At 65.2% G+C, this 26,579-nt stretch carries 25 protein-coding genes; 14 read left to right on the top strand and 11 right to left on the bottom strand.

From position 1 onward, the window contains the following. The first annotated feature begins 33 nt into the window (after nt 1–33). The 4 genes from L2A60_RS16385 to L2A60_RS16370 all read left to right on the top strand — a co-directional run bounded on the left by L2A60_RS16385 (nt 34) and on the right by L2A60_RS16370 (nt 4,430). Nucleotides 34–699 (top strand): YoaK family protein, encoded by a 666-nt coding sequence (locus tag L2A60_RS16385; protein WP_235705524.1) that lies wholly within the window; start codon nt 34–36, stop codon nt 697–699. Nucleotides 700–1,108: 409 nt separating this feature from the next. After that, on the top strand, nt 1,109–2,641 hold the full coding sequence (locus L2A60_RS16380; protein WP_235705523.1) for a galactose-binding domain-containing protein: 1,533 nt from the start codon (nt 1,109–1,111) through the stop codon (nt 2,639–2,641). A gap of 38 nt (nt 2,642–2,679) precedes the next feature. After that, nucleotides 2,680–3,582: a hypothetical protein gene (locus L2A60_RS16375; protein ID WP_235705522.1), complete on the top strand. Its 903-nt coding sequence runs from the start codon at nt 2,680–2,682 to the stop codon at nt 3,580–3,582. 32 nt (nt 3,583–3,614) lie between these two features. Continuing rightward, on the top strand, nt 3,615–4,430 hold the full coding sequence (locus L2A60_RS16370) for a glycosyltransferase family 2 protein (protein ID WP_235705521.1): 816 nt from the start codon (nt 3,615–3,617) through the stop codon (nt 4,428–4,430). On the opposite strand, the gene L2A60_RS16365 is transcribed toward L2A60_RS16370, so the two are convergent. Beyond that, nucleotides 4,427–5,638 carry a glycosyltransferase family 2 protein gene (locus L2A60_RS16365; protein WP_235705520.1) on the bottom strand — a complete coding sequence of 404 codons (1,212 nt, stop codon included), beginning with the start codon at nt 5,636–5,638 and terminating at the stop codon, nt 4,427–4,429. The genes L2A60_RS16370 and L2A60_RS16365 overlap by 4 nt on opposite strands. Before the next feature lie 116 nt (nt 5,639–5,754). Between L2A60_RS16365 and L2A60_RS16360 the strand changes: the two genes are divergently transcribed. Continuing rightward, complete coding sequence (locus L2A60_RS16360; RefSeq protein ID WP_235705519.1) at nt 5,755–6,042, top strand: GIY-YIG nuclease family protein; 288 nt, start codon at nt 5,755–5,757, stop codon at nt 6,040–6,042. A gap of 360 nt (nt 6,043–6,402) precedes the next feature. Further along, nucleotides 6,403–6,990 (top strand): hypothetical protein, encoded by a 588-nt coding sequence (locus L2A60_RS16355; RefSeq protein ID WP_235705518.1) that lies wholly within the window; start codon nt 6,403–6,405, stop codon nt 6,988–6,990. A gap of 82 nt (nt 6,991–7,072) precedes the next feature. Here the strand turns inward: L2A60_RS16355 and mltG are convergent, their stop codons facing one another. The 6 genes from mltG to L2A60_RS16325 all read right to left on the bottom strand — a co-directional run bounded on the left by mltG (nt 7,073) and on the right by L2A60_RS16325 (nt 12,124). Continuing rightward, on the bottom strand, nt 7,073–8,047 hold the full coding sequence (gene mltG, locus L2A60_RS16350) for an endolytic transglycosylase MltG (protein WP_235705517.1): 975 nt from the start codon (nt 8,045–8,047) through the stop codon (nt 7,073–7,075). A gap of 19 nt (nt 8,048–8,066) precedes the next feature. After that, entirely contained in the window at nt 8,067–9,335 is a 1,269-nt protein-coding gene (gene fabF, locus L2A60_RS16345) for a beta-ketoacyl-ACP synthase II (RefSeq protein WP_235705516.1), read from the bottom strand. 19 nt (nt 9,336–9,354) lie between these two features. Next, nucleotides 9,355–9,594, bottom strand: coding sequence for an acyl carrier protein (locus L2A60_RS16340; protein WP_235705515.1), 240 nt, complete (start codon nt 9,592–9,594; stop codon nt 9,355–9,357). 172 nt (nt 9,595–9,766) lie between these two features. Further along, nucleotides 9,767–10,516 (bottom strand): 3-oxoacyl-[acyl-carrier-protein] reductase, encoded by a 750-nt coding sequence (gene fabG, locus L2A60_RS16335; RefSeq protein ID WP_456237176.1) that lies wholly within the window; start codon nt 10,514–10,516, stop codon nt 9,767–9,769. Next, nucleotides 10,506–11,465 carry an ACP S-malonyltransferase gene (fabD, locus tag L2A60_RS16330; RefSeq protein WP_235705514.1) on the bottom strand — a complete coding sequence of 320 codons (960 nt, stop codon included), beginning with the start codon at nt 11,463–11,465 and terminating at the stop codon, nt 10,506–10,508. Before fabD ends, fabG begins: the two co-directional genes overlap by 11 nt. A 71-nt stretch (nt 11,466–11,536) precedes the next feature. Further along, entirely contained in the window at nt 11,537–12,124 is a 588-nt protein-coding gene (locus L2A60_RS16325) for a polysaccharide biosynthesis/export family protein (RefSeq protein WP_235705513.1), read from the bottom strand. 257 nt (nt 12,125–12,381) lie between these two features. Here L2A60_RS16325 and L2A60_RS16320 point away from each other — a divergent pair, with 257 nt between their 5' ends. Further along, nucleotides 12,382–14,421 carry a polysaccharide biosynthesis tyrosine autokinase gene (locus L2A60_RS16320; RefSeq protein WP_235705526.1) on the top strand — a complete coding sequence of 680 codons (2,040 nt, stop codon included), beginning with the start codon at nt 12,382–12,384 and terminating at the stop codon, nt 14,419–14,421. A gap of 16 nt (nt 14,422–14,437) precedes the next feature. Then, nucleotides 14,438–15,829, top strand: coding sequence for a hypothetical protein (locus L2A60_RS16315; RefSeq protein ID WP_235705512.1), 1,392 nt, complete (start codon nt 14,438–14,440; stop codon nt 15,827–15,829). Here the strand turns inward: L2A60_RS16315 and L2A60_RS16310 are convergent. Genes L2A60_RS16310 through L2A60_RS16300 form a run of 3 tightly spaced genes read right to left on the bottom strand, consistent with a single transcriptional unit; the run spans nt 15,787 to nt 17,957 of the window. After that, the gene (locus L2A60_RS16310) at nt 15,787–16,053 is read right to left on the bottom strand and encodes a hypothetical protein (RefSeq protein ID WP_235705511.1); all 267 of its coding nucleotides are present in this window, start codon (nt 16,051–16,053) and stop codon (nt 15,787–15,789) included. The genes L2A60_RS16315 and L2A60_RS16310 overlap by 43 nt on opposite strands. A gap of 6 nt (nt 16,054–16,059) precedes the next feature. Then, nucleotides 16,060–17,055 (bottom strand): acyltransferase family protein, encoded by a 996-nt coding sequence (locus L2A60_RS16305; RefSeq protein ID WP_235705510.1) that lies wholly within the window; start codon nt 17,053–17,055, stop codon nt 16,060–16,062. Next, entirely contained in the window at nt 17,055–17,957 is a 903-nt protein-coding gene (locus tag L2A60_RS16300; RefSeq protein WP_235705509.1) for a glycosyltransferase family 2 protein, read from the bottom strand. Before L2A60_RS16300 ends, L2A60_RS16305 begins: the two co-directional genes overlap by 1 nt. A gap of 100 nt (nt 17,958–18,057) precedes the next feature. On the opposite strand from L2A60_RS16300, the gene L2A60_RS16295 reads away from it, so the two are divergent. The 6 genes from L2A60_RS16295 (at nt 18,058) to L2A60_RS16270 (ending at nt 25,513) form a co-directional block, all read left to right on the top strand. Further along, on the top strand, nt 18,058–19,320 hold the full coding sequence (locus tag L2A60_RS16295; protein WP_235705508.1) for an outer membrane beta-barrel protein: 1,263 nt from the start codon (nt 18,058–18,060) through the stop codon (nt 19,318–19,320). After that, nucleotides 19,317–20,054 carry a WecB/TagA/CpsF family glycosyltransferase gene (locus L2A60_RS16290; protein WP_235705507.1) on the top strand — a complete coding sequence of 246 codons (738 nt, stop codon included), beginning with the start codon at nt 19,317–19,319 and terminating at the stop codon, nt 20,052–20,054. Before L2A60_RS16295 ends, L2A60_RS16290 begins: the two co-directional genes overlap by 4 nt. Nucleotides 20,055–20,150: 96 nt before the next feature. After that, nucleotides 20,151–21,758 (top strand): carboxyl transferase domain-containing protein, encoded by a 1,608-nt coding sequence (locus L2A60_RS16285; protein WP_235705506.1) that lies wholly within the window; start codon nt 20,151–20,153, stop codon nt 21,756–21,758. Nucleotides 21,759–21,763: 5 nt separating this feature from the next. Beyond that, entirely contained in the window at nt 21,764–22,552 is a 789-nt protein-coding gene (locus L2A60_RS16280; RefSeq protein WP_235705505.1) for an enoyl-CoA hydratase-related protein, read from the top strand. Further along, the gene (locus L2A60_RS16275; protein WP_456237175.1) at nt 22,549–24,558 is read left to right on the top strand and encodes an acetyl/propionyl/methylcrotonyl-CoA carboxylase subunit alpha; all 2,010 of its coding nucleotides are present in this window, start codon (nt 22,549–22,551) and stop codon (nt 24,556–24,558) included. The genes L2A60_RS16280 and L2A60_RS16275 overlap by 4 nt, the downstream gene beginning before the upstream one ends. Nucleotides 24,559–24,604: 46 nt before the next feature. Next, nucleotides 24,605–25,513, top strand: a complete 909-nt coding sequence (locus L2A60_RS16270; protein WP_235705504.1) for a LysR family transcriptional regulator — start codon at nt 24,605–24,607, stop codon at nt 25,511–25,513. A gap of 7 nt (nt 25,514–25,520) precedes the next feature. On the opposite strand, the gene puuE is transcribed toward L2A60_RS16270, so the two are convergent. Then, complete coding sequence (gene puuE, locus L2A60_RS16265) at nt 25,521–26,432, bottom strand: allantoinase PuuE (protein WP_235705503.1); 912 nt, start codon at nt 26,430–26,432, stop codon at nt 25,521–25,523. Nucleotides 26,433–26,579 lie beyond the last annotated feature (147 nt).

The raw sequence follows: 26,579 nt of genomic DNA, 5'->3' as shown, positions 1-26,579 counted from the left end.
GCCGCCCCAGTGCCCGCCGAGTGAGGCTGCCGTTTGGCGGATAAGGCGAATGCGCCGGGGGTGACCCCGGCGGACCGGGTGGTGAGTTTGCTGGGGTTTGCCTCGGGCAGTGCCGACGTGTTCGCGTTCATCAAGTTTCACGGGGTGTTCACCTCGGCGATGACCGGGAACACGGCGCTGCTCGGCCTCGCGGTGGGGCAGGGGCATGTGCTGGCGGCGGTGCGGTCGCTGGTGGCGCTGGTTGGATTCAGCCTGGGCGTGGTGGCCGGGACCGCGCTGTACGATGCCGGGGCGAAGCGATCGGTGCGGCGATTGCTTGTGGTGGAGGTTGCGCGCCTCGCGGTGGTGGCGCTGCTCTGGGCGGTGCTGGCGCATCCGGTGTTCCGCGCGCCGCTGTTCGTGCTGATCGTGATCGCGGCGGCGGCGATGGGGGTGCAGAGCGTGGTTGCGCGGGCGGTCGACCTGCCGGGGATTACCACCGTGGTGTTCACCACGACTCTGACCATGATCATGATGGGGCTGACGCGGGTGGCGCTGCGGCCGGGCTCGGTTCAGCCGATCACCATGCGCCAGTTCGGGGTTCTGGGATGGTATGCGGCGGGGGCGGCGGTTTCCGGGTTTCTGGCGATGGCTTTGCCCGATGCGATCGCGCTGCCGGCCCTGGCGGCGGCGGGCGGCGCCTTGGCGGCAATGGGATGATTACACATCTATAGACACACTGGTCGCCAGCCCCGCCATCGCGCCCCCCCTCGTCATCGCCGCCCAATCTCGTCATCGCGAACGAAGTGAAGCGATCCACCTCGCCCCGGAGCAGGCACCGGCCGTCATCGCGCGCCCCCTCGTCATCGCCGCCCAACCTCGTCATCGCGAACGAAGTGAAGCGATCCACCTCGCCCCGGAGCAGGCACCAGCCTCGTCATCGCGCGCCCCCTCGTCATCGCCGCCCAACCTCGTCATCGCGAACGAAGTGAAGCGATCCACCTCGCCCCGGAGCAAACACCGGCCGTCGGCCCGGCGCCGCTGGCGGTGGCGAAACAGGGTGGATTGCCTGACCGAATCCGGGAGGATAGTTTCGGATCATGCATAAGCCGGCCAGGATTCGAGGCGTATGATCATATCGGTCAGCCCGTTGGACAATCTGGGCAACCGGATGATCGAATTTATGACCGCGCTGACGCTCGGGCGGCTGGTCGGCGAGCCGGTGAGCTATAATTGCGACCTGCCCGAATGGGGGCTGTCGTTCGACCGGGAACTGCACGACCGCCTGCTGAACGATGCCGCCGGCACGCTGGTGATCAGCGACAAGGACGCCACCTCGATCCTGGACATGGTTGCCCTGATCCGGGCGAGCGCGAAGCGGAACGTGGTGTTCGAGGGATATTTCCAGCGGCTCGATCTGTTTTATGCCCCGGATTTCTACAGGCGGGATATTTTTCCGGCCGGTCCGGCGGACGATGTGACGTTTTCCGACGACGAGATCGTCATCAACGTCCGGTCGGGCGATATTCTGAATGGTGTGAGCTGGTATCCGCTGGTTCCGGTAGGGTTTTACCGGGCGCTGGTGGAGAATACCGGACTGAATCCGGTGTTTCTCGGCCAGCTCGACGATTGCGCCTATGTGCGGGCGATCCGGTGTGCGTTTCCCGGCGCACGGACGATCCCGAGCGCGGGCGGGACGGCCGATTTCAACAGGTTGCGGCGGGCCAGGCGGATCTGCATCGCGGTGAGCACGTTTTCCTGGCTTGCCGCGTGGCTGTCCGATGCGGCGGAAATTCACTATCCGCTGCTCGGCTTTCTGCATCCGGCGTGCTTCCGGGCCGGCATGCATGGGCTTGGCGGGATCGATCTTGCCCCGGCCGACGATCCACGATACCGGTTTCATCTGTTGCCGGTGCTGCGTGGCGAGCCGGAGCAGGAATATCTCGATTTCACTGGGCGGATCGACCCGGTTTCGAAGGAGGTTCCACGATCGCTGGTGCGGATGCTGAAGAGCAACACTCCGATCCTGCCGCGCTCGCTGCCTGATGTCGCGTTCGACGAGGCGTGGTATCTGAAACGCTATATCGATGCGGCGTGGGAAATCGGCGAGGGGTGGTATCACGACGCGGCGCACCACTATGCCGAGGTCGGGCGGCTGCGCGGATATCTGCCGCATCAGCCATCATATCAGCCGCGATCGGCGAATGTGGCGCTGCGCAGGCCGGCACGGCAGAGTTCCCTGTCGCCGTGGTCGATCGGGCGGACGATCGAGGAGGATGCCGGCCGCGCGGTGGACGGCGACCGTGACAAGGATATGGCGTTTCATACCGGCGAGGACGATCAGCCGTGGTGGATGGTCGATCTCGGGCAGGTCTGCGACATCGAGTGCATCGATATTTACAACCGGCGGGGAGTCGATGTGGTGCGCAAGCGGGTTTGTCCCTTCGCGATCGAGTTGTCGGACGATGGCGAGGTTTGGGCGGAAGTTGCGCGCACGAAGGAGCGGTTCGATTTCGGCTGCGAGACCGGCAGGAGCCCGCCCTGGCAATGGGTGGGGAATTTCGGTCACGCGGCGCGGTTCGTTCGGGTCCGGGTGCTGAAAAATCCCGAATTCCTGCATCTCGCGGCGGTGGAAGTGTATGGCCGGGCGGGGACAGGGTGATGGCGGCGCGGCTTGTTGGGATTTGGATTGTCGCAGCCGTGCTGATGATGCCGGTTTCCGCCGCCTGGGCGGAGCCTGCCAAGGTTCCGGCGATGCGCAGCATCGCTGGAATGCAGGTGGAGGGGTGTTCGGACCACACGAAGCCGATCGCGGTTGGCGGGGTCGATGGGTTCCAGAGTTTCGCCAACCCGGCGAACACGGCGATTTTGCGCGCCAGTTGCAAGGTTTCGCTGTATATTCACGGCTATATCTGGACGCGGCTACCCGGCGGGGATGCGACGCGGCGGGCGATTCTGGCGGCGTTCAAGGGCACGGGGCCGGCGGTGGTCGAACTGGGGGCGTCGCCGGATGCTAAATCCTATTTCGGGTCGTATTACCGGAAGACCTATCTTGCCATGGGCGTCGTCGCGCATGTTGCGAATGTGAACGGCGCGCGGCATCTGTCGATGGCGCAGTGGAAGGCTTATGTGGGCGGCGCGCGGGCGGATGGATTAAAAATCGTGGCACCGGTTTTCGCGCCGAACGTCAACCGGATGTGGCATGACGGGGTTATCGACGCCCATGTGTGGGGCGCGATCAAGGCACGGGCGCTGATCGGCGGCGGACTGACGGTGGATGCACCGCCATCGTTCTTTTTCTGGTATACGCCAGCGTATCGGCGGTTCATCGTGCATGAAATCCGCTGGACCAAGCGGAACAGACTGCTTTCGACGCTGATCATTTCACCCAACACGGCGGGGCGGCGGTTCCTGGCGGATACGCAATTGATGATCGCCTATCTGAAAGCGCGCGATGCGCTGCCGGACCATTATGTGGTGGAAAATTACGAGCCATTGCCTTATCCGAAGCACTTCATCAATCTCGTCGGGTCGGAGGCGAATGGCGATTCGGTCGCCGGGATTGCGTTATGGATGACGACGCTGTTTCCCGCGCGACCGTGATGGTTTTTGTTAAAGTTGGATGAGTGAGGCATATGACCCGAATCGCCAGCGTCGCCGTTGTGAAAGACGAAGAACGGCATATCGCGGAATGGATCGCCTATCAGTTCGCGGTGGGCTTCGATACGGTCGTGCTGTTCGACAATGGTTCGACGGACCAGACGGTCACGCGCGCTCGTGCGCTTGCGGCTCATCGCGATGTTCGAGTGATCGACTGGCCGGTTTTCGCGCCGGACTATCAGGTTCGGGCCTATGAAGATGCCGCGCGGCGTTTTACCGGGGAGTTCGACTGGCTCGGCTTTTTCGATACCGACGAATTCCTGGTGATGGCGCCGGATTTCGATTTGCGGGCGATTCTGGCGTTGTGGCGCGATGCCGCGGCGATCGGCGTGCCGTGGGCGATTTTCGGATCGTCCGGCCATGTCAATTGGCCGGACGGGCTTGTCATCGAGGAGTTCGTTTATCGTGCGCAACCGTCATTCGGCCCGAACCGCCATATCAAGTCGATCATCCGGCCCGAGCGGATGAAATCATGCCTGAACGCGCACGCATTCGAGATGGACGGGGTCTATCGGGGACTTGCCGGTAACGAACTTTCGTGGAGCCAACCCGGTGTGCTCGATTGTGAGCCAGACTATCGGATGGGGAAGCTGCACCATTATTTCACCCGGTCGCAGGCGCATTGGGATGCGAAAATCCGGCGTGGCTATCACGATACAGACCGGAAAGCCTCGGAGTTCGAGGCGTATGACCGCAATGAGGTGTTCGATGATGCGGCGGTACGATACGCCCCGATGGTTTGTGAGGAGCTTGCAATGATAAAGTTTTTGAATAGCGGTAGAAATTTTTAACTTATTTCTCTATTTTCTTTCATTCCAAACATAAAAAAATGATTCCAAGGATCAAGTGTTGAATTTTTTACGTCTGTATTTCGAGATAGATATTTATCGTTATTAAATATTCCGAATTGCTTTGGAAAAGTTATGTTATATTCGTTGAGGAATGTTTTAATTTCACTTATAAAAACATTTTGCTGCTCCTTGTTAATCCAAGGACTCCGGTATAGCGGCTTATTATTTTCGGATTCTAACCCTTCCCATATTAGCTGGTTTTCAAAAATTTGATCGCTGTTTCCGTTTGTGGGAGCCGACTTAATTATCAATCCTCCTTGAATTACGAAGTAATAGTTCAATTGTTCTCCGTCCACATCTCGGATAATTCCGCCATATCCGGCACGCAGAAATCTGTTCGTGTACTCGGTGTGCTCGTGGCCAAACCTACCAAACCGCGAGTCCATATACCCTACTATGCACCAGGTGCTTCGCGAAATCGCAATGCAAGGTCCGCCCAATCCGGTCGACAAACCTGGATTCTTTGAAGTGCATGTTCCTGGGGGATTTTGTTCGATCATATCGGGAAAGGCTAAATTGATATGACCAAACTCTAATGCGCCGTCGATCCAATTAGCTTGCCACGCAGTTTCCGTGGGGAGGACGTCATCGTCCAAGAGCACTGCGACGTCGCAGCCCCTTATTGCCATTAGGAAAAATATCCCCCTGTTTTTGTTCCAAGCAACTCCTCTATTTTTGCCTGCGATAACGGTCTCCCCTTCGGCGCGCAGAGCCTCGACAGTGCCGTCCGACGAGCCGTCATCGCAGATCACGAGGTCGTAGGGGGCGGTCGTGAGGCGCCGGATCGTATGCACGAGGTCGAGAACCATCTCTCGCCGGTTGAAGGTGGTGATGGCGATGCCGAGACGCGGTCCCGTTTTGGGCTGCGGTGAGGGAGAAATCGTCATTCCGCCGTTCAGCCGGACATTCAGCGGGCCGAAGGAATATCCCGGCTTGGTCTGTATCGACATCGCGCTCCAATTCATCGGCCGTTTTCCGTTCGCGGTCATGGGGGCCATTATCGCCGGAATGCGGGGATGGGCAATGGCGAGGCGTTGCCGGGGCTGATCGGGGCGGCGGCGGAATAGTCCGGGCGCGGCGAGATGGATTGCTTCGGCGGTTTCACCGCCTCGCAATGACCGGTTTCCCCGGCATGTCCCCACCGTCATTGCGATGCGCGCAGCGCCGAAGCAATCCACGGCCGCAGCCTCGCAGTGACGGGTTTCGTATGGTTTAGGCCAGCCCTCTAGTCATTGCGAGCGGAGCGAAGCAATCCATGCCACCCATGAGGCAACCGGCGGTCTACATCGTGACAAACCGCCGCAACGGAACGCTCTATACCGGCGTGACTTCGGATCTCATCAAGCGTGCATGGCAGCACCGGGAGGCGGTCGTTCCGGGCTTCGCATCCCGCTACGGCTGCAAACGCCTTGTCTGGCATGAATTCCACCCGACGATGCTCGGTGCGATCGCACGGGAAAAGCGGATCAAGGGCGGCTCGCGACAGGCCAGGATCGACCTGATCGAACGCGCCAACCCGGACTGGACCGATCTGTACGAAACCCTGTTCTGATCGGCGTTCTTGGCATGGATTGCTTCGGCGGTTTCACCGCCCCACGATGACCGGTTTCCCACGGCATGCCCCACCGTCATTGCGAGGCGCGCAGCGCCGAAGCAATCCACGGCCGCAGCCTCGCAGTGACGGATTTTGTATGGTCTGGGCCAGCCCTCTATGTCATTGCGACGCCGAGCTTGCGAGGCGGAAGCAATTCATTTTTCCCACGCAAAATCCACCAGAAAACTGGATTACCTCGCAATGACCGGGCTGAAGGGTCATGGTCAAGGGCGATTGGTATAAATAGCGCCCACCCATTCGCCCGGCATCCAGAACCCCGCTTGCCCACCCCCCGGCATCCGTGTTCTTGTTCCATTCATGGAGGCGGTCGCCAAATTCGTCTGGATCATCGAAGCTTTTCGCCGCGCGGTCGCCGCGTGCGGCCATCGCGGCGCGTTCGGCCCGCCCGATAACGGCCTCACCCAGGCCATCCACGCCCGGCTCGGCCGTCTCGCCGCGCGCTTCTCCGCCTTGGTCGCGAAATTCCAATCCGGCACGCTCACGCCACCCCGCAACCACCCGCGCCCCGCCCGCAAAGACCGTCCTCCCCTGCCGCGCCCGATCCTGCCGCGCCGGTTCGGCTTCGTTGCCGCCGGCGGCTATGAAATTTCCGGCTACGCCAGCCATCTCACCCGGTTTCTCGCGCAACCAGAGACCGAAACAATCATCGCCGCCGATCCCCGCTTCGGCCGCGTCCTCCGTCCGCTCTGCCACATGCTCGGCATCGCGGCACCGGCCTGCATCCGCCTGCCCGCGCGCCCGCGCAAACCCAGGCCCCGTCCGCCCGCGCCGCCGGAGCCCGAAGAAACCATCGTCTGGTTCCATTCGCCCGGCCCGAAAGTCGCCCGAACCTGTTGGATGCCGCCCAAATCCCGGCGCCACGGCCGCGCCCCGCCAAGCCACTAACATTACCCGCGCCGTCCCACCGTGACCGCCGACCGGCGGATCACGTCCCGGCGCGTTGAAGGCCTGATCGAGTGTCAAACCGTCACGGATGGCGGATCGGCTGGGCGCGGTAGTGGGCGATGTTGGCGAGCTGCCCGCTGAAGGTGCGGGCGAAGGCGTGGCCGCCCTTGCCGGTCGCGACGAAATAGAGATCCCGCGTCGCATCCGGGTGAAGCACCGCGTCGATCGCGGCGAGGCCGGGGGCGGCGATCGGCCCCGGTGGCAGGCCGTGGTGCAGATAGGTGTTGTAAAGGCTCTGGACGGCGAGATCGGTGTCGTCCACGCGGTGGGTCAGGGCGGTGGCTTTGCCGTCGGTCGCCGCGAAAATGACGGTGGGGTCGGCCTGGAGCTTCATGCCCAGGCGCAGGCGGTTTTCGTAAACCCCGGCGATTTTCGGCAGCTCGGCGGCGACCGGGGTTTCCAGTTGGACGATGGAGGCCAACGTGAGCGCCTGTTGCGCGCTTTGCAGCGGCAGGTTGGGCGCGCGGGTTTGCCACGCCTTGGCCAGGGCGCGGCGCATCGCGCGCCGCATCCGCGCGAGGATCGCGGGGCGCGGCGTGCCGTAGGTATAGTCGTAGGTCTGGGGCAGAACGCTGCCTTCCGCCGGCGGGGCGACATGGCCGGTCGCTTCCGGCAGGGCGTCGATGATCGCGGCGATCTGGGTCGCGGTGATGCCTTCGGGGATGGTGACCTTGTGCTGGACCGGCTTGCCGAAGCGCAGCGTGTGCAGAATCCGCCGCAGGCTGCCATGGGCGACGAAGCGGAATTCGCCGGAGCGTACCGGGCCCTGCCTGCGGGTGAGCCAGGCGGCGATTTCGAAGACCAGGGGATGCCGGATCACGCCCGTCTGTTCGAGCCGTTGCGCGACGGCGGCCAACCCGCCGGGCGGGACATAGACGTTCCTGGTGACGGCGAGGGCGCCGGGACCGTCATAGCTTTCCTGCACCGCCATCTTCGCCAGGCCCAGCACGATCACCAGGGTCCAGAGCAGAAGGATGAAGCGGCCGGAGATTCGCACGAAGCGGCGCCCCCGGCGATCAGCCCGGCTTGCGGAACAGGATCGAGGCGTTGGTGCCGCCGAAGCCGAAGCTGTTGGACAGGGCAATGTCGATCTTGCGCCGCTGGGCGGTGTGGGCGACCCGGTCGATCGCGCTGGCGCGGCTCGGCTCGTCGAGATTGAGGGTGGGCGGGGCGACGTCGTCGCGGATCGCCAGGATCGAGAACACCGCCTCGACCGCGCCGGCCGCGCCGAGCAGATGGCCGATCGCGGACTTGGTGGAGGACATGGCGACGGTTTTCGCGGCGTCGCCGAACAGGTTTTCGACCGCTTCGAGTTCGAGATCGTCGCCGAGCGGCGTCGATGTGCCGTGGGCGTTGATATACTGGATGTCGGACGGCGAAATTCCGGCCGATTTCAGCGCCGCCTTCATCGCGCGGAAGGCGCCTTCGTGATGGTCGGCGGGGGCGGTGATGTGGTTCGCGTCGCCGGACATGCCGTAGCCGACGATCTCCGCGTGGATTTTGGCGCCGCGCCGCTTCGCGTGCTCGTATTCCTCAAGGAACAGCACGCCGGCGCCTTCGCCCATGACGAAGCCGTCGCGGTCCTTGTCCCAGGGGCGCGAGGCGGCTTGGGGCCGGTCGTTGAAGCCGGTCGATAGCGCGCGCGAGGCGCAGAATCCGGCGATCCCGAGCGTGCAGACCGCGGCCTCGGCGCCGCCCGCGAGCATGATGTCGGCGTCGCCGAAGCCGATCAGCCGAGCGGCATCGCCGATCGCGTGAACGCCGGTGGCGCAGGCGGTGACCGCCGAGTGGTTCGGCCCCTTGAGGCCGAAGCGGATCGAGACATGGCCGGAGACGAGGTTGACCAGCGCGGAGGGGATGAAGAACGGCGACAGCCGCCGCGCCTTGCCCTCATGGACCATGACCGAGGCTTCATAAATGGTTTGCAGCCCGCCGATGCCCGAGCCGATCATTACGCCGGCGGCGGTGCGATCCTCCTCGGTTGCCGGGGTCCAGCCGGAATCCTCCATCGCCTCGGTGGCGGCGACCATGCCGAGATGGATGAACCGGTCCATCTTCCTCTGGTCCTTGGTCGGCACCCATTCGGCGAGATCGAACCCGCCATCGGCCCGCGTGCCGGCGGGCAATTGCCCGGCCACCTTGCAGGTCAGGTCGGTCACGTCGAAGCCGGCGATCGGGCCGATCCCGGAGTTGCCCGCGACCAGCCGCTTCCAGACATGCTCGACCCCGACGCCCAGGGGGCATGCGATGCCCATGCCCGTCACCACCACGCGACGCATATTCATGGTCCGCCCGCGCGCCCGCTTATTCCGCTTTCTGCTTTTCGATGTAGTCGACCGCGTCCTTGACGGTGGTGATCTTTTCGGCGGCGTCTTCCGGAATTTCGACCCCGAAGGCTTCCTCGAACGCCATCACCAGCTCGACCGTATCGAGGCTGTCCGCGCCCAGATCGTCGATGAAGGAGGCTTCCGGCGTCACTTTCGCCTCGTCAACGCCGAGATGCTCGACGACGATCTTCTTTACCTTTTCGGCAACTTCACTCATTCTCTGCAACTCCTGCAACGATATTGGGCAGTGAAAAACGGGCGGCCACTGTCCGGGCCATGACGGATGATCCGCGCCGGACGCTGCGCGATGGGGTCGCGCGCCGGCCGTTGCGGAGGTTCGGGGCGCTTAGCATGGTTCGCGCGAACGCGCCAACCGCCGGCCTAGTGGTTTATAGCATCGCCATGCCGCCATTCACGTGGAGGATCGCGCCGGTGACCCAGGCGGCTTCGTCCGAGGCGAGATAGGCGACGGCGGCGGCGATATCCTCCGGCCGGCCGAGCCGGCCGAGCGGGATTTTCGCGGCGAGGGCCTTGCGCTGGTCTTCGGGAAGCGCGTCGGTCATCGCGGTTTCGACGAAGCCAGGGGCGACCAGATTGATCGTGATGCCGCGCGAGGCGACTTCCTGGGCCAGCGCCTTGGTCAGGCCGGTGAGCCCGGCCTTGGCCGAGGCGTAGTTGGCCTGGCCGGGATTGCCGGTGCTGCCGACCACGCTGCCGATATTGACGATCCGCCCCGAGCGGCGGCGCAGCATGAATTTGAGCGCGGCGCGCGACAGGCGGAACGGGGCGGCGAGATCGACATCGAGCACCGTCTGCCAATCCGCATCGCTCATCCTGAGGGCGAGCCCGTCGCGGGTAAGCCCGGCATTGTTTACCAGGATGTCGATGCGGCCCAAAGCCGCCTCGGCCGCCGCGATCAGCGCATCGGCGGCTTTCGGATCGGCGAGATCGGCCGGGCAGACGTGAGCGCGCTCGCCGAGTTCGGCGGCGAGAGTAGCGAGGGCGGATTCGCGCGTGCCGGACAGGGCGACGGCGGCGCCCTGGTGATGCAACGCGCGGGCGATCGCGGCGCCGATGCCGCCCGAGGCGCCGGTGATCAGCGCGGTCTTGCCCGCTAGGGAGAACAGCTCAGCCGACATGCTTGATCAGAGCCTCCAGCTCGGCGGGGGTGGCGCAGGATAATGCCTCGGCATCGGGCGCGATCCGCCGGGCGAGGCCCGAGAGCACCTTGCCGGAGCCGAGTTCGACGAAGCGGGTGACGCCGAGGCCGAGCATGGTTTCGATCGATTCGCGCCAGCGCACCGTGGCGGTGACCTGCTCGACCAGCTTGGCGGCGATGTCGCTTGGATCGGTGGCCTTGGCAGCGGTGACGTTGGCGATCACCGGCACGGAAGGCGCGCGCGGCGGGGTTTGGCCGAGCGCATCCTTCATCGCGTCGGCGGCGGGGGCCATCAGGGCGCAGTGAAAGGGGGCCGAGACCGGCAGTTTCATCGCGCGTTTCACGCCTTGCCCCTTGGCGATGTCGATCGCGCGATCCACCGCCCCGGTGGCGCCGGAAATCACCACCTGGCCGCCGCCATTGTCGTTGGCGACCGAGACGGTTTCGCGCCCGTCCGGCCCGGCTTCGGCTTCGGCGCAAATGGCGCTCGCCGCCTTGAGTTCGACGCCGAGCAAGGCGGCCATGGCCCCGGCGCCCTGCGGAACGGCGCGCTGCATGGCGCTGCCGCGGATGCGCAGCAGTTGCGCCGCCTCGGCAATCGAGAACGCGCCGGCGGCGGCGAGGGCGGAGTATTCGCCGAGCGAATGGCCGGCGACCACCACGGCCCGCTCGCGGAGGGCGAGGTTGCCCTCGCGCTCCAGGCAGCGCAGCACCGCCATCGACATCGCCATCAGGGCCGGCTGGGCGTTTTCGGTGAGGGTCAGCTCCTCGGCCGGGCCTTCGAACATCAGGCGCGAGAGCTTCTGCCTGAGAACCTCGTCGACCTCCTCGAACACCTCGCGCGCGGCGGCGAAGGCGGCGGCGAGATCGCGCCCCATGCCCACCGCCTGGCTGCCCTGGCCCGGAAAGATGAAGGCGTTGACCGCCATGGACTCCGTCTCCTCTGAACGGGCAGCGGGGTAGATTGTGGCCGCGCGCAAGTCAATCGCGGCGGCGCCGGTCAAAAATGCCGCTCGAACACCTTGATGACGTCGCCTGGTTCGATCAGCGCGTCGGCCTGGGCACGGTATTCGTGCGTCTGCCTGCCGCGCACCCGGATTACGCCCATGTCGGATTCGACCGCGCGATAGGTGAAGCCGCCGGCCAGCGAGACGGCGGTGAGCACGGTCATGCCAGGTTCGAAGCGATATTGGCCGGGCTTGTTGACCTCGCCGAGAATCGAGAAGGGGCGGTATTTTCGCACTTCGACCGTGACGCTCGGGTGGCGGAGAATGCCGCGCCGTTGCAGGGATGAGGCGATATTGCCGCCGAGATCGCGGGCGGATCGGCCGCGCGCGGGTACCGGGCCGAGGAGGGGAAAATCGATCGTGCCGGAATCGCCGACCGTGTAATCGGCGCTGAGCTGCTTCTGGCCGAATACCGTGATGCGCAGCTTGTCGCCGGTGCCGAGCCGGTAGGGACCGGACGCAGGCGGCGGCAGCGGCTTCAGGCCGGCACCCGCCGCGCAGCCGGCGAGGGTAGCCGTGGCGATTCCGGCGAAACTGGTGGTGATGAAGTGCCGGCGCGTTCGTGCGCTGCATTGAGTCATGGGTTGAGACCTCCCGATACGTATTTTACGCTGGCACACAACTTAAAATTGACTTAATTTTGAATCCATTGAATGATCTCTTAGCATAACAAAGCCTCATCGCATCCGGGGATTGTCCTTCGTAGCCATGATTCAATTCAGTCCCACGTGACATGGTGACGATTTCCGGCATGTCGGGTGTCCGGGATCCGTCGATGTGCGGAGGCGATTCGCTGGAGTTTCCGCGGACAATTCGCCGGCATTGGCGCTTGGCCGCGATGATTGCGATCGGGTTGCCGCTGCTTGCCGGCGGCGCGGTGTCGCGCGAGGCGCCGGTCTATTCGGCGACCGGCACACTGCTTTATGCTCCGGTCGACTTCAACTCCAAGTTGTTGCGTGGCGTGGTCGAGACCAGCCGCGTCACCGATACGCTGATGGCGAGCCAGGCCGCAGTGATTCGCAGCACGACAATGATCGGCCAGCTAATTGCGCGGTTCGATCTTGCGGCGCGGCCGGAGTTCAACCCGAATCTGGGCAGGGCGTCGTTCTGGCGGCGCTGGTGGCCGAAGACGCTGCGTCCCGCGGCTCCGGCATCCCATGGCGTGGTGGCCGCCGCAGTGCGGGCGGCGCTGCGCGTGAGGGTTCCGGAAGGCACGCAACTGATCGAGGTGTCGTTCCGCAGCACCGATCCAGGGCTTGCGGCGCGGGCGGCAAATCTGGCGATGCGCTTGTATTTGGAGCGGCAGAGGGCGGCGAATCTCGCGATTCTCGATCACGCGCAGGCCTGGCTGAGCCGGCGCGCCAAGGCGACGGCGCGGGCGCTGGAGGCGACCGATATCGCGATAGCCAAGGCGCGCGCCGCATCGGGCACCGAGCGCGGAGTGAGTGCCACGCTGACCAATCAAGCGGCGGGACGGCTGACCGACGCGCTGGTGGTCGCCGAGACCGGGCTGGCGGCGGCAAAGGCGCGGATGCGGCGCGAGATGGATGGGACGGCTGCCGCCGCTGCGGCTTCGGTTGCTTCGAACGTGGCGCCGATGCGGGCGCGCGAAGCGGAACTGGTTGCCAAATTGAGTGCGCTGAGCGCGGCGGAGGGGCCGAATTATCCCGATGTGCGAGCGGCGCGCCGGGCGTTGGCAGCGCTGCGCGGGCAGATCGGGGCGGAGACCGGGCGGCTGGTTGCGGCGGATCGCGCCCGGATGACCGCCGATGCAACCCGCGTCGCCGCGCTCAAGGCGGCACTGGCATCGGCGCGAGGGCGTGCGGCGTCCGAGTCGATTCTGGCGGCGCCGGTCGCCAGCCTGGAAGAACAGCGGGCGGCCCAGCGCAGCCTGTTGCGCGCACAGACCGAGCAGATCGGCGCGCTGGAAAGCCAGAGTGCGCTGGCGCGGCCGGATGCGCGCATCCTGTCGCCAGCACCCGTGCCGATGCGGCCGAGCGCCCCGCGATTCGGGATGCTCGTCGTGGGGGCGGCGATTCTCGGGTTGTGTCTCGGCGTACTGGCGGCACTGGCCGCCGAGGCGCTGAATGTCAGCTTCCGCTCCGGCGGCGAGGTCAGTTCGGCATTCGATATCCCGTGCGTCGCGCTGATCCCGGAGGTGAATCGGCGCGAGCGGCGCGGCCTAAGCGTGCCGGACTACGTGCGGGTCAACCCATTTTCGTCCTTCACCGAGCAGATGCGGGCGCTGCGCACCAGCCTGTGGCTCGACCCGCGGGCGCCGAAGAGCCTGGCGGTGACGGCGGCGCGGCCGGGCGAAGGCAAGACCACGCTGGCGCTGAGCCTTGCCGTCTTGCTGGCGGACAGCGGGATGCGGGTGCTGGCGATCGACTGCGACATTCGCCAGCCGAGCTTCGACGCGGCCTTCGAGCTTGGCGGGGCGCCGGGCCTGACCGATTGCCTGTCGGGCCGCGTTTCCGTCGAGGCGGCGATTCAGGCGGATCAGGCGCCGATGCTCGACGTGATGACGGCGGGTGCGGTCGCGACCGATGCACTGTCGCTGTTCATGTCGGCAAGGATGCCCGAATTGATAGCGGCTTTGCGCGACCGCTACGACCTGGTCATTCTCGATCTGCCGCCGGTCTTTGCGCTTGCCGAGGCGCGGGTGCTCGCGCGGCAGGCGGATGCGACGCTGCTGTGCATTCGCTGGGGGGAAACGCCGCGCCGGGTGGTTGCAGCCTCGCTCGCCTTGCTCGATCGGGCGGGGATTCGGATTGCCGGCGCGGTACTGACCAGGGTGGACAGTACGCGGCATGCCCGTGCCGGTTTCGCCGATTCCGAACTCTATCATCCGCGCTATGGCGGTTATTTCCGGTCCTGATCGGTTCCGGCGGACGGTGGCGCGCCCGCGCCGGCGTGCCGGTGAAGCCTGGCTGCTGGCCGGTTCGGCGCTGCTGCTGCTCTGGCCCGCGCTCGATAACGGGTTTCCGCTGATCTTTTCCGATACCGGCACCTATATTTCGCAGGCGATGGAGCTGCATCTCGGTTGGGATCGGCCACCCTTCTACAGTTTTCTGCTCCTCGCACTGGATTGGGGGCGCACGCTGTGGCCGCCCGTGATCGCCCAATGCTTCTGCGCGGCGTGGCTGGTCCGGCGCACGCAGTCCATGGTTTTTCCTGAGTCTGGTGGGATTGCCGGCGCCGTGGCGATGGCTCTGCTTGCCGGTGCCACCGCCTTGCCCTGGACGGCGGCGCAGGTGATGCCGGACATTTTCACCCCGATAATGGTGCTGGCGCTTGCGATCATGGTTCTGGACGATGATTGCACGTGGCTGGAACGGGGCGCGCTGATGGCGGTGATCGCGCTGGCGATTGCGGTGCATCTCAGTAATCCGCCGATCTATGCGGGACTGTGCCTGACGGTTCTGGTGCCGCGCGCGGTTCTGTTCCGCCGCCGCGTTCCATGGTTCGGCGTTCTGGCGCCGTTTGCCGTGGGCGTGGCCGCGCTGATCGGGGCGAATGTGGTGGCGTCGGGGCAGATGTCGTTGTCGCCCTATGGATCGACCTTTCTGCTGGCGCGGCTGCTTGCCGATGGACCGGCGCGGGCGGTGCTTTCGCGCGATTGCCCTGGGGCGGGTTGGGCGCTGTGCCGATATCGGCGTGATCTGCCACGCTCGGCCGATGGGTTTCTCTGGCGCGTCGGCAGTCCGCTCTATCGGGCCGGCGGTCCGGTGCGGCTGATCGGCCAGACCGACGCCATCATTCTGCGCACGATGCGCGACGAGCCGGTGACGGTGGCGCGGGATGCGGCGCGCGATTTTGTTCTTCAGTTGACGATTTTCGCGCCGGGCAGTGGATTGCGGCCCTGGCGCGCGACGGCGGCCGCGACGATACGGCGCGATTTCGCGCCCGCCACGGTGCGCGCGCTCAATGGAAGCCTGCAGGCGCGGGACGAATTGCGTGTTCCGCTCGTCATGCTTGTGGTCGATCGGGGGGGCGCGCTGCTTGGATTGGCGATTACTGCCGGATTCGTCGGGGTTTCTGCGGCCGAGGCTACGCTGCATCGGCTTCGTACCGGTATGTGGCGCCTGATCGATGCGCGGCTGTTCACGCTTTCGGCGATCGTGCTGCTCGCTTTGCTGGGCAATGCGGCGGTGACGGGCGCACTGTCCGGCCCGCATGCGCGGTACCAGAGTCGGGTGGTGTGGCTGGCGGTGCTGACCGGGGCATTGACGCTCCAGCGGGTTTATTCGGCGCGGTGCTCGCGCCCGATCAGCACCACCACATAGGCGCGGAATCGGGCAAAACCGATTCTCCGGCGGAAATCGACGGCGTGACCGACCCGGTAGCGCATGGCGAAATGCAGGTCGATCGCGGCGAGCTGGGCTTCGGTGAAACTGCCGGCGAGATCGCGCGGCAGGGTGCCGAGAAAGCGCGCGATCGCCGCCGAGCGAAGTTGCGCAAGGTTCCGGCGATCCGAAGGATCGCTGGAAGCGCAACGAAGAGTGGGCATGACGGGTTATCGGGTCATCCGGTCCAGCACGGGGATTGCGCGGAACAGTGTGCGCTTGAGCAGGATCGGCCCGAGCAGGCCGGCTGCCATCAATGCGCAAGCGAAGCCGAGGAAATGCTCGCCGTTCCATGAGGCGAGGCGCAGCAGAACGCCCTTGGCGAGGCCGATGAAGCTGGTGTTGAACAGATAGATCATGAGGGAATACCGTCCGATCGTCGCGAGGATGCGATCGGAGGATAGGCCGGGAAATCTTACCAGAGCGTGAAGCGCGGGCATTGCCACGATGCCGAGCGTCAACAGCCGCGCGGCGAACGGAATCGCGGCACCGTCGGCTGCGATCAGGACGAAGCCGGTGCAGAACAGAGCGAGGAGCGGTGGACGCCGGCGGTCGATCCAGCCGGTCCAGGCATCGCCCAGGGAGCCGGCGCAGATTCCGGCGGCGTAGAACAGTCCGTAGCGGGCGATGACCGCGAGATAGAGAGTCCAGGGAAGCGGGACGAATTCGAGCGCCGCGAAGGCCAGAAGGAGCGGAACCAGGCGTCCGCGGATTGCCCAAAGCAGAGCCGGCGCGAGCAGGCTCAGGGCGAACAGGACGAACAGGTACCACAATGCGAAGGCTGGACTGTGCGCCGGGTTCCAGACCAGATCGACCAGGCCGGAAATCATGCCGGTTGGCGGGTTGTCGACGACCATGAAGCGTGCGGCGAGCAGCTTGCCGATCACGATCAGGGTACCCATCAGCACGAAGGGCAGGAGCAGGCGGCGCGCGCGCGCGGCGGCCAGGGGCGGCCATTCAGCGGGCTGCGCGCGGACATGGCCGGCGAGCCAGGAGACCATGCCGCTCAGATAGAAGAAGAACGGCATATGGAATGCGTAGACCGCGCGGCGCAGCGGCAGATACCAATGGACGTGGGCGGGGTCCTGCCGGGCGACGATATGGCCGAACACCACCAGCATGATCGCGAGACCCTTGGCGCGATCGATGTCGAGTCGGCGGGTCACTAAATAAGGGTCATTCGGCCGACATCCTCGACCAGGGTGCCGCGCATGAAGCCGAACGCGAAAGCGGCGGCGCAGCGGTGGCCGATATGGCGCGTGCTGCCGGCCGGCCAGAAACGCAGCGGGGCGAGCGAGGCGGCGCGGACCGCCATGCGCAACGCTTTCGGCAGGCATCGCTCGCCGAGCGCGCGCAGCATCACCGCCTCCGACACACCGCTCCAGTATTGGCGGCGCAGCAGCCAGTCCGGGCAAAGCCGGTCGCCGGCGATGTCGTGGTGGACCACGAGTTCCGGGGTGAATTGCACCAGAAGCCCGGCACGGCGAAGGCGGCGGATCACATACGTCTCTTCGTTCGAGAGAAGGCAGGTTCCGCGCCGGCCGAGACAGGCGGGAAACCCGCCGAACGCCGCCAATGTTTCACGATGGAAGGCGATATTGGCGGCGTAGGGTTCGGTGTCGGCGGCGGAGCGCACATCGTCGATGATGGTCAACACCGCGCGCAGCGATTGTGGCCACCAGGATGGCAGGCTGGACTGGAAACGCGGCAGGATGAGGCCGCCGGTGGCGGCCAATGCGGGGTTGTGGGCGATGGTATCGAGCAGCACCGCGAGCCAGTCCGGCGCGGGGATCGCGTCGTCGTCGAGATAGGCGATCCAGCCGCCGGTTGCCGCGGCGAGGGCGGCGTTGCGGGCCGCGCTCACGCCGGTTGCCGTGAGCCTTATATGCTGGGCGCCGTGGCGCGGGGCGGTGCGCGCGATGGCTTCCGCTTCGGCTGGGCTGGAGCCGGAATCGACCACGATGATCTCGATATCCGGGCGCGGCGTGCCGAGCGCGCCGAGGCAGCGGACGAGCGCGGCGCCGCGGTCATGGGTGCAGATCGCAATGCTCAGGGTGATGGGCGGCATCGCATGCCTCGGTGTCACGGCCCGGTCGATTTATCGGGCGACATTCAATCAAAGGTTGTGTATATTTGAAATGAAATGCGCCTAGATTGCAACTGAAATCATGATCCAGCGGCGCCGCGTTTCGCGAATTTGCACGGTATTCGCCGGGGCTGGCTTCGCCATGCTGGCGCAGGGAACCGGATGGGCGCAGACGATGGGGCGGCTGTTTCCGGTCGCAGTGCCAGGCTATGCCGAGGCGCCGGGTGTTACCGCGCGGTCGCGGCTGCACCCCGAATATGATCCGGCCGGTGTCGCGGCCGCTGGCTCCGATTTCGTGGTCTATCCGGTTTTGGCGGCGGGTTTCGGTTTCGATTCGGCGCCGGTTCCCGGTGCGGGATCGTCGGCTTTCGCGGCTATTCGGCCGAGCCTGCGGATTCAGGACGATGCGCTTGGTCTGGCCGGCTTCGCATCCGCTGATCTCACCCGCTATGCGCGGGGCGAGGCCGCCGATTCGAACGATGTGACCGCGGCGCTCGGGTTTGGCATCCCGCTCGGCCCGGACAGGATGACGGTGGGAGTGGCGCGCGCCGTGACTGCGGAATCGGGGCTTGGTCTCGCGCAATCCGGTGGCACGGCGCCGTTCCGCGTCGTGATGAATGACGGGCGAATTGCGATGCGCCTGCCGTTCGGCGGGTTCGACGCGACCGAGCGCCTCGGCGTGAGCCATGAGGTGCTGGCGACGGCAGGAGGGATTGCGCCGGCGTTTCGCGACCGGACCGTGCTGCGCGAATCGAGCGAAATCGCCACCGCACCGGATCGCGTGCTGCGCTGGCTGGTTCTGCTGAAGGCGGCGCAGGCCCGCTATCGGGGTGTCGTGCCGGACGCCGGTTTCGGCAATTCGGGCGCGATCGCCGCACTTGGCGGTTTCGAGACGGATGCGGCTTCGTTATGGCGGCTGCGCGTGCTGGCCGGCGTCATGCGGCAGGGTTTTGCCGGTGATGTGGCGCCGGCGCGGATCACGCCGGTTTTCAGTGCTGGGCTGGGCTGGACGCCTGACGGCCTGATCTCGTTCGATCTCGCCGTCAGCCGCGTGGCGGGGCTGGAGAGCGCGCTGGGCACGCCGGGCACCGCCGTCACCAGCGCCGATCTCGCGATCGCCGAAGCCTATCGGCGCAATCTCCTGCTGACCGCGACCATCGATGCGCGGGCGGCGAGGATTGGCGGGGCTGCGGCGCGCGAGATCGATATCGATGCCGGCGCGACGTGGCATGTATCGCGCGCTTTCGCTCTCAAGCCGCGCCTATGGTTCGCCTTGCGTCAGAATCTGCCGGGCTCGCCGCCGCGCGAGGCACGGGCGACAATCTCCATGGTCTGGTCGCCATGAATTTCGCGCCATTCGGCGTGGTTTTCGACCGGATGACGCCGGCGGAGACGCTGGCCTGGGTGCTGGATCGCGATCCTGCCGCGCCGTTCGATTACCTGGTGACGCCCAATGTCGATCATCTGGGCAGGTTGCGCGCGCGGCCCGAGCTGATGGGGTGCTACCGGGCGGCTTCTTTGCGATTGCTCGATTCGCGGGTGCTGTGGTGGTTGATGCGATTCTGCCGGCTCGATCCGCCGCCGGTGGTGACCGGGGCCGATCTGGTCGCCTCTCTATTGCCGGCGCTCGATACGCGCGGGGCGCGCGTGACGCTGATCGGGCTGGAGCCGGGCCATGCGGCAATGTTGATCACGCGGTTTCCCGGAATTGTGTTCAAACATCACGCGCCGGCGCGGAAATTCGAACATGACCCCGTCGCTTTTGCCCGTGCGCGCGATTTCGTGCGCGACCATCCGGCGGATTGCGTGTTCCTCGCCGTCGGCTCGCCGCGCCAGGAAATGCTGGCCCATGCGGTCAAAGTCGCAAGGCAGGCGAGCGGGCTTGGCCTGTGCGTCGGTGCCGCGCCGCTTTTTGTAATCGGTGTGCTGCGCCGCGCGCCGCACCGGATGCGGGAGGCGGGGCTGGAATGGCTCTGGCGCTTTGCGCAGGAACCGAGGCGGCTGGCCCGGCGCTATCTGATCGACGGGCCGCGAGTGGTCGTGCGGGTGATTGCGGAAGGGCTTCGGCACCGCCGGTGATCGGGACGCCATCTTGCCGGGCCGGATGAACTGCGTAATAAAATGTCTCAAGCACGTGATGAGGGTGGAGGCAGATATGGCGCGGCAAGCCGACCGATGACGGGATTCCGGTCTACGATCGATGCGCGGTCCGCCGCGTTCCGGCAGAATCAGGCGGCGATGCGCGCACTGGTCGATAATCTGCGCGAAAAAGTCGAAGCAATCCGCGAAGGCGGCGGTGCCGCGGCACGGGCGCGCCACCTGGCGCGTGGCAAGCTGCTGCCGCGCGACCGGATCCGGGCGCTGATCGATCCTGCCTCGCCGTTTCTGGAGTTTTCTCAATTCGCCGGCTACGGGATGTATGACGATCCGGTGCCGGCGGGCGGGATCATCACCGGAATCGGGCGGGTTTCCGGCCGTGAATGCGTCGTCGTCGCCAATGACGCGACCGTGAAGGGCGGCACGTATTTTCCGATCACCGTGAAAAAACACCTGCGCGCGCAAGCGATTGCCGAACAGAACCGGCTGCCCTGCATCTATCTCGTCGATTCCGGCGGTGCGAATCTGCCGAACCAGGACGAGGTGTTTCCCGATCGCGAGCATTTCGGCCGCATTTTTTTCAATCAGGCGCGGATGTCGGCGGCGGGGATCGCGCAGGTCGCGGTGGTGATGGGCTCATGCACGGCGGGCGGCGCCTATGTGCCGGCGATGGCCGATGAGAGCATCATCGTTCGCGATCAGGGTACGATTTTTCTCGGCGGGCCGCCGCTGGTGAAAGCCGCGACCGGCGAGGTGGTGACCGCCGAGGCGCTGGGCGGGGCCGATGTGCATACGCGGATTTCGGGCGTCGCCGACCATTATGCCGAGAGCGACGTGCACGCGCTCGGCATCGCGCGGCGGATTATCGGCGGGTTGAACGCGGCGAAGCCCGCTTCGCTCGATATCCGCGCGCCGCGCCCGGCGCCCGGCGAGCGCGATGCGATCTATGGCGCCGTTCCCGTCGATTCGCGCGTCCCTTATGACGTGCGCGAAGTGATCCGGCTGATCGTCGATGCCGGCGAGTTCGACGAATTCAAGGAGCGCTACGGCACCACGCTGGTGACCGCTTTCGCGCGCATCTGGGGTTATCCGGTCGGCATCGTCGCCAATAACGGCGTGTTGTTTTCGGAATCGGCGCTGAAAGGTGCGCATTTCATCGAGCTGTGCGCGCAGCGCGGGATTCCGCTGATTTTCCTGCAGAACATCACCGGCTTCATGGTCGGGCGGAAATACGAATCCGGCGGCATCGCCAAGGACGGGGCGAAGCTGGTCACCGCCGTCGCCACCGCCGGCGTTCCGAAATTCACCGTGATCATCGGGGGAAGTTTCGGTGCCGGCAATTACGGCATGTGCGGCCGCGCCTATGATCCGCGCTTTCTTTGGATGTGGCCGAATGCCCGGATTTCGGTGATGGGCGGGGCGCAGGCGGCGTCGGTGCTGGCACAGATCCGGCGCGATAATATCGAGGCGAAGGGCGACGCCTGGAGCGCGGAAGAGGAAGCCGCGTTCAAGGCGCCGATCGAAGCGCAATATGAAAGCCAGGGCCATCCTTATTATGCGAGTGCGCGGCTCTGGGATGACGGGGTAATCGATCCGGCCGATACGCGGATGGTTCTGGCGCTCGGGATTTCAGCTTCACTCAACGCCGAAGCGGAACCGACGCGTTTCGGCTTGTTCAGGATGTGACGGCGATGAACGGACCCGTGGATTTCGGCATTGATGGCGACGGGATCGCGACGATCGTGCTCGACCGGCCGGACGTGCATAACGCGTTCGACGATACGATGATCGCGGCATTCAACGATCTGCTGGACCGGATTGCCGCCGACGCCGCAATCCGTGCCGTGGTTCTTGAAGGGCGCGGCAAGAGTTTTTCCGCCGGCGCCGATCTGAACTGGATGCGCCGGATGGCCGCCTACTCGGTGGCGGAAAATCAGGCAGACGCATTGCGGCTCGCACGGCTGATGCAGGCGCTCGACGGATTGGCGAAACCGACCATCGCATTGGTGCAGGGTGCGGCGTTCGGTGGCGGGGTTGGCCTCGTTGCCTGCTGCGATATCGTGGTGGCGAGCGAGGATGCGCGGTTCAGTCTTTCGGAGGTGCGGCTCGGGCTGATTCCCGCGGTGATCAGCCCCTATGTGGTGGCGGCGATCGGTGCGCATCAGGCGCGGCGTTATTTCCTGACCGGCGAGGTATTCACCGCGCGAACCGCGCAGCGAATCGGGCTGGTGCATGAAGTGGTCGCGCGCGAGGATCTGCACGCGACGCGCGATGCGCTGCTCGGCGAATTGCGCCGCGGCGGACCGGAAGCGCAGGCCGCGGCGAAGGCGCTGGTGGCGACGGTTTCAGCTCGCCCGGTCGAGGCCGCGCTGATCGCCGAGACGGCGCGACTGATTTCCGAACGCCGCGCTTCCGCCGAAGGTCGCGAGGGTCTGTCGGCATTTCTTGAACGGCGCGCGCCGAACTGGCTTGCGCAATGAGCGCGCGAGCCATGTTCGACGCGGTTCTGATCGCCAATCGCGGGGAGATCGCCTGTCGGATCACCCGCACCGCGCGCCGCTTCGGGATACGCAGTGTCGCCGTCTATTCCGAAGCGGATGCCCATGCCGCGCATGTCGCGATGGCCGATGCCGCATTTTGTATCGGCCCGGCACCGGCGCGGGAAAGTTACCTCGACGGTGCGCGCATCATCGAGGCGGCGCACCGCGCGGGCGCTTCGGCGATTCATCCGGGTTACGGATTTCTCAGCGAGAATGCGGATTTCGCCGAAGCCTGTGCGGCGGCGGGAATCGTGTTCATCGGTCCGCCGGCGGCGGCAATTCGCGCCATGGGCTCGAAATCCGCGGCCAAGGCGCTGATGGAGCAGGCGGGCGTACCGCTGGTTCCCGGCTATCATGGCGCGGAACAGGACTCTGCGTTTCTTGCCGATGAGGCCGGGCGAATCGGCTATCCGGTGTTGATCAAGGCGTCGGCGGGGGGCGGCGGCAAGGGGATGCGCATCGTTACCAGCGCCGATGAATTCGCGATGGCGCTCGATCTTGCGAAAGGCGAGGCGCGGGCGGCGTTCGGCGACGACCGGGTTCTGATCGAGCGCTATCTTACCCGGCCGCGCCATATCGAGATCCAGGTGTTCGCGGACACATTTGGCAATGTCGTGTCACTGTTCGAGCGCGATTGCTCGATTCAGCGCCGGCATCAGAAAATCGTCGAGGAAGCGCCGGCACCGTTCATGACCGATGCGCGCCGCCGCGCGATGGGCGAGGCGGCCTGCGCCGCCGCGCGGGCGATCGGCTATGTCGGTGCCGGCACCGTCGAGTTCATCGCCGAGGGCGATGATTTCCATTTCATGGAAATGAACACGCGGCTGCAGGTCGAGCACCCGGTCACCGAGGCGATTACCGGACAGGATCTGGTGGAATGGCAGTTCCTTGTCGCTGCCGGCGAGGCGCTGCCGCTGACCCAGGAGCGGATTCCGCTGCGCGGCCATGCGGTCGAGGTTCGGATCTATGCCGAAGATCCGGCGCGGGATTTCGCGCCCTCGATCGGGACGATCCGGCATTTGCGAGTGCCGTTCGAGGATGCGCATATCCGCCTCGATTCAGGCGTGCGCGAAGGCGATGCGATTCCGATTCACTACGACCCGATGATCGCGAAGCTGATTGCCTGGGATGAGGATCGGGCCGGCGCCCTGCGGCACCTCAGGCGCGCGCTTGCCGCCTTCGAGATCGACGGCGTGCAGACCAATCTCGATCTGTTGCGCAGGATCGCCGCATTGCCGGCTTTCTCCGAAGCGGAACTCGATACCGGGTTCATCGCGCGCCATGCCGAGGCGTTGATGCCGTCGGCCGAAGCGGCGTCCGATGCAGTGCTTGCCGCCGGGGTGCATCTGTGGCTGCGTGCGGTGCCGGTCGCGCCGGCTTTCGCCGACGTCGATCCGTATTCGCCGTGGAGCAGGTGCGATGCGTGGCGGCTCAATGGCGATGGCTACCAGGATGTTATCGTGGACGACGGTATCGCCAAGCATCGGCTGCGCGCGTATCCGCTCGACGATCGCAGGTTCCGGCTCGCTCTCGCAAATCAAAGCATCGATGTCGCCGTCGATGAAACCGCGCCGAATGACGTTTTGCGCGTGGCGATCGGCGGCGACGTGACCCGGCTGAGCGCGCGGCGCTTCGGTGAAAGCATCGTTGTATTTGACGAGGGAAGGCGCCACGCACTTAGCATCGTCGATCCCTATCGGGCGGTGAGCGAGGCTTCGGCATCGTCCGGCCGGGTGACGACGGTGATGCCGGGGCGGGTGGTCGAGCTTGCGGTTATCCCCGGCGATACGGTTGCGGAGGGTGATTTGCTGGTGGTCGTCGAAGCCATGAAGGTGCAGTTCCGCATTGTCGCGCCGCGCGCCGGCAAGATCGCCGCCGTTCATTGCGCGGCGGGCGAGTTGGTGGAGGAAGGTGCCGAGCTGGTCACCTTTGACGATACACCGTGACAGGGGCGAAGGATCGGCATAATTCTCTCTGTTGAAGGAGAGTGGTTTGGCGTCGTATCGCGATCCGATCGATATCTATCTGCTGCGCGTGCTCCACACGCTCCTGGTCGAAGGGAGCGTGACGCGCGCGGCGGTGAAGCTCAATCAGTCGCAGCCGGCGATCAGCGCGGCGCTCAAGCGGTTGCGCGATATTACCGGCGATCCCTTGCTGGTGCGCGGAAAGTCGGGAATGGTGCCGACCGAGCGGGGGGCGGCGCTGCTGGAGCCGACGGTGAACGCGCTGCACGAGATCAGCCGGATCGCGATGCAGCAATCGCGGTTCGATCCAGCCAGTACGATGCGGCGCTTTCGCATCGGCTCGCCCGACTATCTGAACATTCTGTTCGTGCCGCGACTGGTCGAAGCATTTCGTAAGGCTGCGCCGAATGCGGCGCTCGAGCTTCATCCTCTCTCCTTGGACGCTCATTACGAAACCGCGCTGGAAGAGGGGCAGTTCGATCTGGTGATCGGCAACTGGCCGGAGGCGCCGCGACGGCTGCACCGGCGGGATTTGTTCACCGACGAGGTCGTTTGCCTTGTTTCGAAAAATCATCCGCACGCACGAACCGGCCTGACCGAGGCCGATTATCTGCGCGCGGCGCATCTGGCGCCGACGCCGTTTTCATCGACGCAGCGCGGGCCGATCGACACCTATCTCGCCCGTGCCCGACTGAAGCGGAACGTCGTGGTGATGATCCCGTATTTCAGCCTGGCTCCGGCACTGTTGCTGAAGACGGACCTGATCTTCACCGCGACGCGACGTTTTTCCGAATATCACGCGCGTTTCCTGCCGCTCGCGGTGCTCGACTCGCCGATCGATTTTCCGCCCGTGCAATATTATATCCTATGGCATTCGCGGTCGCATTTGTCGGATGAAATCCAGTGGCTGATCGGGCTGATTGCCGATTCCATCTGAAACAGGTTCAGTCGGCGGGCTTGTGATTGGCCTGCCAGTGCCTGGCGATGTCGATCCGCCGCGCGATCCAGACATGATCGTGCGAGCGCACATAATCCAGAAAACGCGCCAGGGCCGCGGTGCGGCCGGGCCGGCCGGCGAGCCGGCAATGCAGGCCGATATTGAGCATTTTCGCGGCCCCCGCTTCGCCTTCGCGATAGAGCGTATCGAAGGAATCTCTCAGATAGGCGAAAAACTCGTCGCCCGAGGCATAGCCGGGCGCGGTCGAGAAACGCATGTCATTGGCATCGAGCGTGTAGGGAATGATCAGATGCGGTCCTGCCGGCCCGCGCACCCAATAGGGCAGGTCGTCGGCATAGCTGTCCGACGAATAGAGGAAATTCGGCTGCGCCATGACCAGATCGCGCGTATTCATCGAGCAGCGGCCGAGATAGAAGCCAAGCGGCGGTAAGCCGGTGACTTCGGTGTGCAGCGCGATCGCCTCGCGCAGATGGGCGGCTTCGACCTCGCGCGGAATGTCGCGATAGTCGATCCATTTCAACCCGTGGGAGGCGATTTCCCAGTCCGCTTCGCGCATCGCGGCGACCTGCTCCGGCGATCGCATCAGTGCCGTCGCGACGCCATAGACGGTGACCGGAATGTTCCGGTCGGTGAACAGGCGCCAGAGCCGCCAGAACCCGGCGCGTGCGCCGTATTCGTAGATCGACTCCATGTTCCAGTGGCGTGCGCCGGGCCATGGTGCGGCACCGGCGATTTCCGACAGAAACGCTTCGGATGCCGCATCGCCGTGCAGGATGTTGTTCTCGCCGCCTTCTTCGTAGTTGACGACGAACTGTACGCAGATGCGCGCGCCGTCCGGCCAGCGCGGATCGGGCGGGTTTCGTCCGTAGCCGGTCATGTCGCGCGGATAGTCGGTCATTGGCGTTCTTTCATACATGAGTCCCGGCACTGATCTTGCCGGAGAACTTCGACTTCAAGTCGCGTCTGCTCGGAAGCGGTTGGCTCGAAACATTGGCCACCAGCTCCCGAGCACGCACCAGCCTCACTCGGCTGGCACGGCGGCGCT

The sequence above is a fragment of the Acidiphilium iwatense genome (assembly GCF_021556475.1).
Classification (GTDB): Bacteria; Pseudomonadota; Alphaproteobacteria; order Acetobacterales; family Acetobacteraceae; genus Acidiphilium; species Acidiphilium iwatense.
Note: the sequence above shows the minus strand (reverse complement) of the source record. Positions and strands in the feature narration are given on the sequence as shown.

Bases quoted from the DNA above. Each gene is read 5' to 3' on its own strand.
- L2A60_RS16355 (WP_235705518.1), top strand. From the start codon at position 6,403: ATGGAGGCGGTCGCCAAATTCGTCTGGATCATCGAAGCTTTTCGCCGC.
- L2A60_RS16275 (WP_456237175.1), top strand. From the start codon at position 22,549: ATGAGCGCGCGAGCCATGTTCGACGCGGTTCTGATCGCCAATCGCGGG.
- L2A60_RS16360 (WP_235705519.1), top strand. From the start codon at position 5,755: ATGAGGCAACCGGCGGTCTACATCGTGACAAACCGCCGCAACGGAACG.
- L2A60_RS16380 (WP_235705523.1), top strand. From the start codon at position 1,109: ATGATCATATCGGTCAGCCCGTTGGACAATCTGGGCAACCGGATGATC.
- L2A60_RS16370 (WP_235705521.1), top strand. From the start codon at position 3,615: ATGACCCGAATCGCCAGCGTCGCCGTTGTGAAAGACGAAGAACGGCAT.
- L2A60_RS16295 (WP_235705508.1), top strand. From the start codon at position 18,058: ATGATCCAGCGGCGCCGCGTTTCGCGAATTTGCACGGTATTCGCCGGG.
- fabD (WP_235705514.1), bottom strand. From the start codon at position 11,465: ATGGCGGTCAACGCCTTCATCTTTCCGGGCCAGGGCAGCCAGGCGGTG.
- L2A60_RS16325 (WP_235705513.1), bottom strand. From the start codon at position 12,124: ATGACTCAATGCAGCGCACGAACGCGCCGGCACTTCATCACCACCAGT.
- L2A60_RS16365 (WP_235705520.1), bottom strand. From the start codon at position 5,638: ATGACGGTGGGGACATGCCGGGGAAACCGGTCATTGCGAGGCGGTGAA.
- L2A60_RS16340 (WP_235705515.1), bottom strand. From the start codon at position 9,594: ATGAGTGAAGTTGCCGAAAAGGTAAAGAAGATCGTCGTCGAGCATCTC.
- L2A60_RS16290 (WP_235705507.1), top strand. From the start codon at position 19,317: ATGAATTTCGCGCCATTCGGCGTGGTTTTCGACCGGATGACGCCGGCG.
- fabF (WP_235705516.1), bottom strand. From the start codon at position 9,335: ATGAATATGCGTCGCGTGGTGGTGACGGGCATGGGCATCGCATGCCCC.
- L2A60_RS16285 (WP_235705506.1), top strand. From the start codon at position 20,151: ATGACGGGATTCCGGTCTACGATCGATGCGCGGTCCGCCGCGTTCCGG.
- puuE (WP_235705503.1), bottom strand. From the start codon at position 26,432: ATGACCGACTATCCGCGCGACATGACCGGCTACGGACGAAACCCGCCC.
- L2A60_RS16300 (WP_235705509.1), bottom strand. From the start codon at position 17,957: ATGCCGCCCATCACCCTGAGCATTGCGATCTGCACCCATGACCGCGGC.
- L2A60_RS16320 (WP_235705526.1), top strand. From the start codon at position 12,382: ATGATTGCGATCGGGTTGCCGCTGCTTGCCGGCGGCGCGGTGTCGCGC.
- L2A60_RS16280 (WP_235705505.1), top strand. From the start codon at position 21,764: ATGAACGGACCCGTGGATTTCGGCATTGATGGCGACGGGATCGCGACG.
- fabG (WP_456237176.1), bottom strand. From the start codon at position 10,516: ATGTCGGCTGAGCTGTTCTCCCTAGCGGGCAAGACCGCGCTGATCACC.
- L2A60_RS16310 (WP_235705511.1), bottom strand. From the start codon at position 16,053: ATGCCCACTCTTCGTTGCGCTTCCAGCGATCCTTCGGATCGCCGGAAC.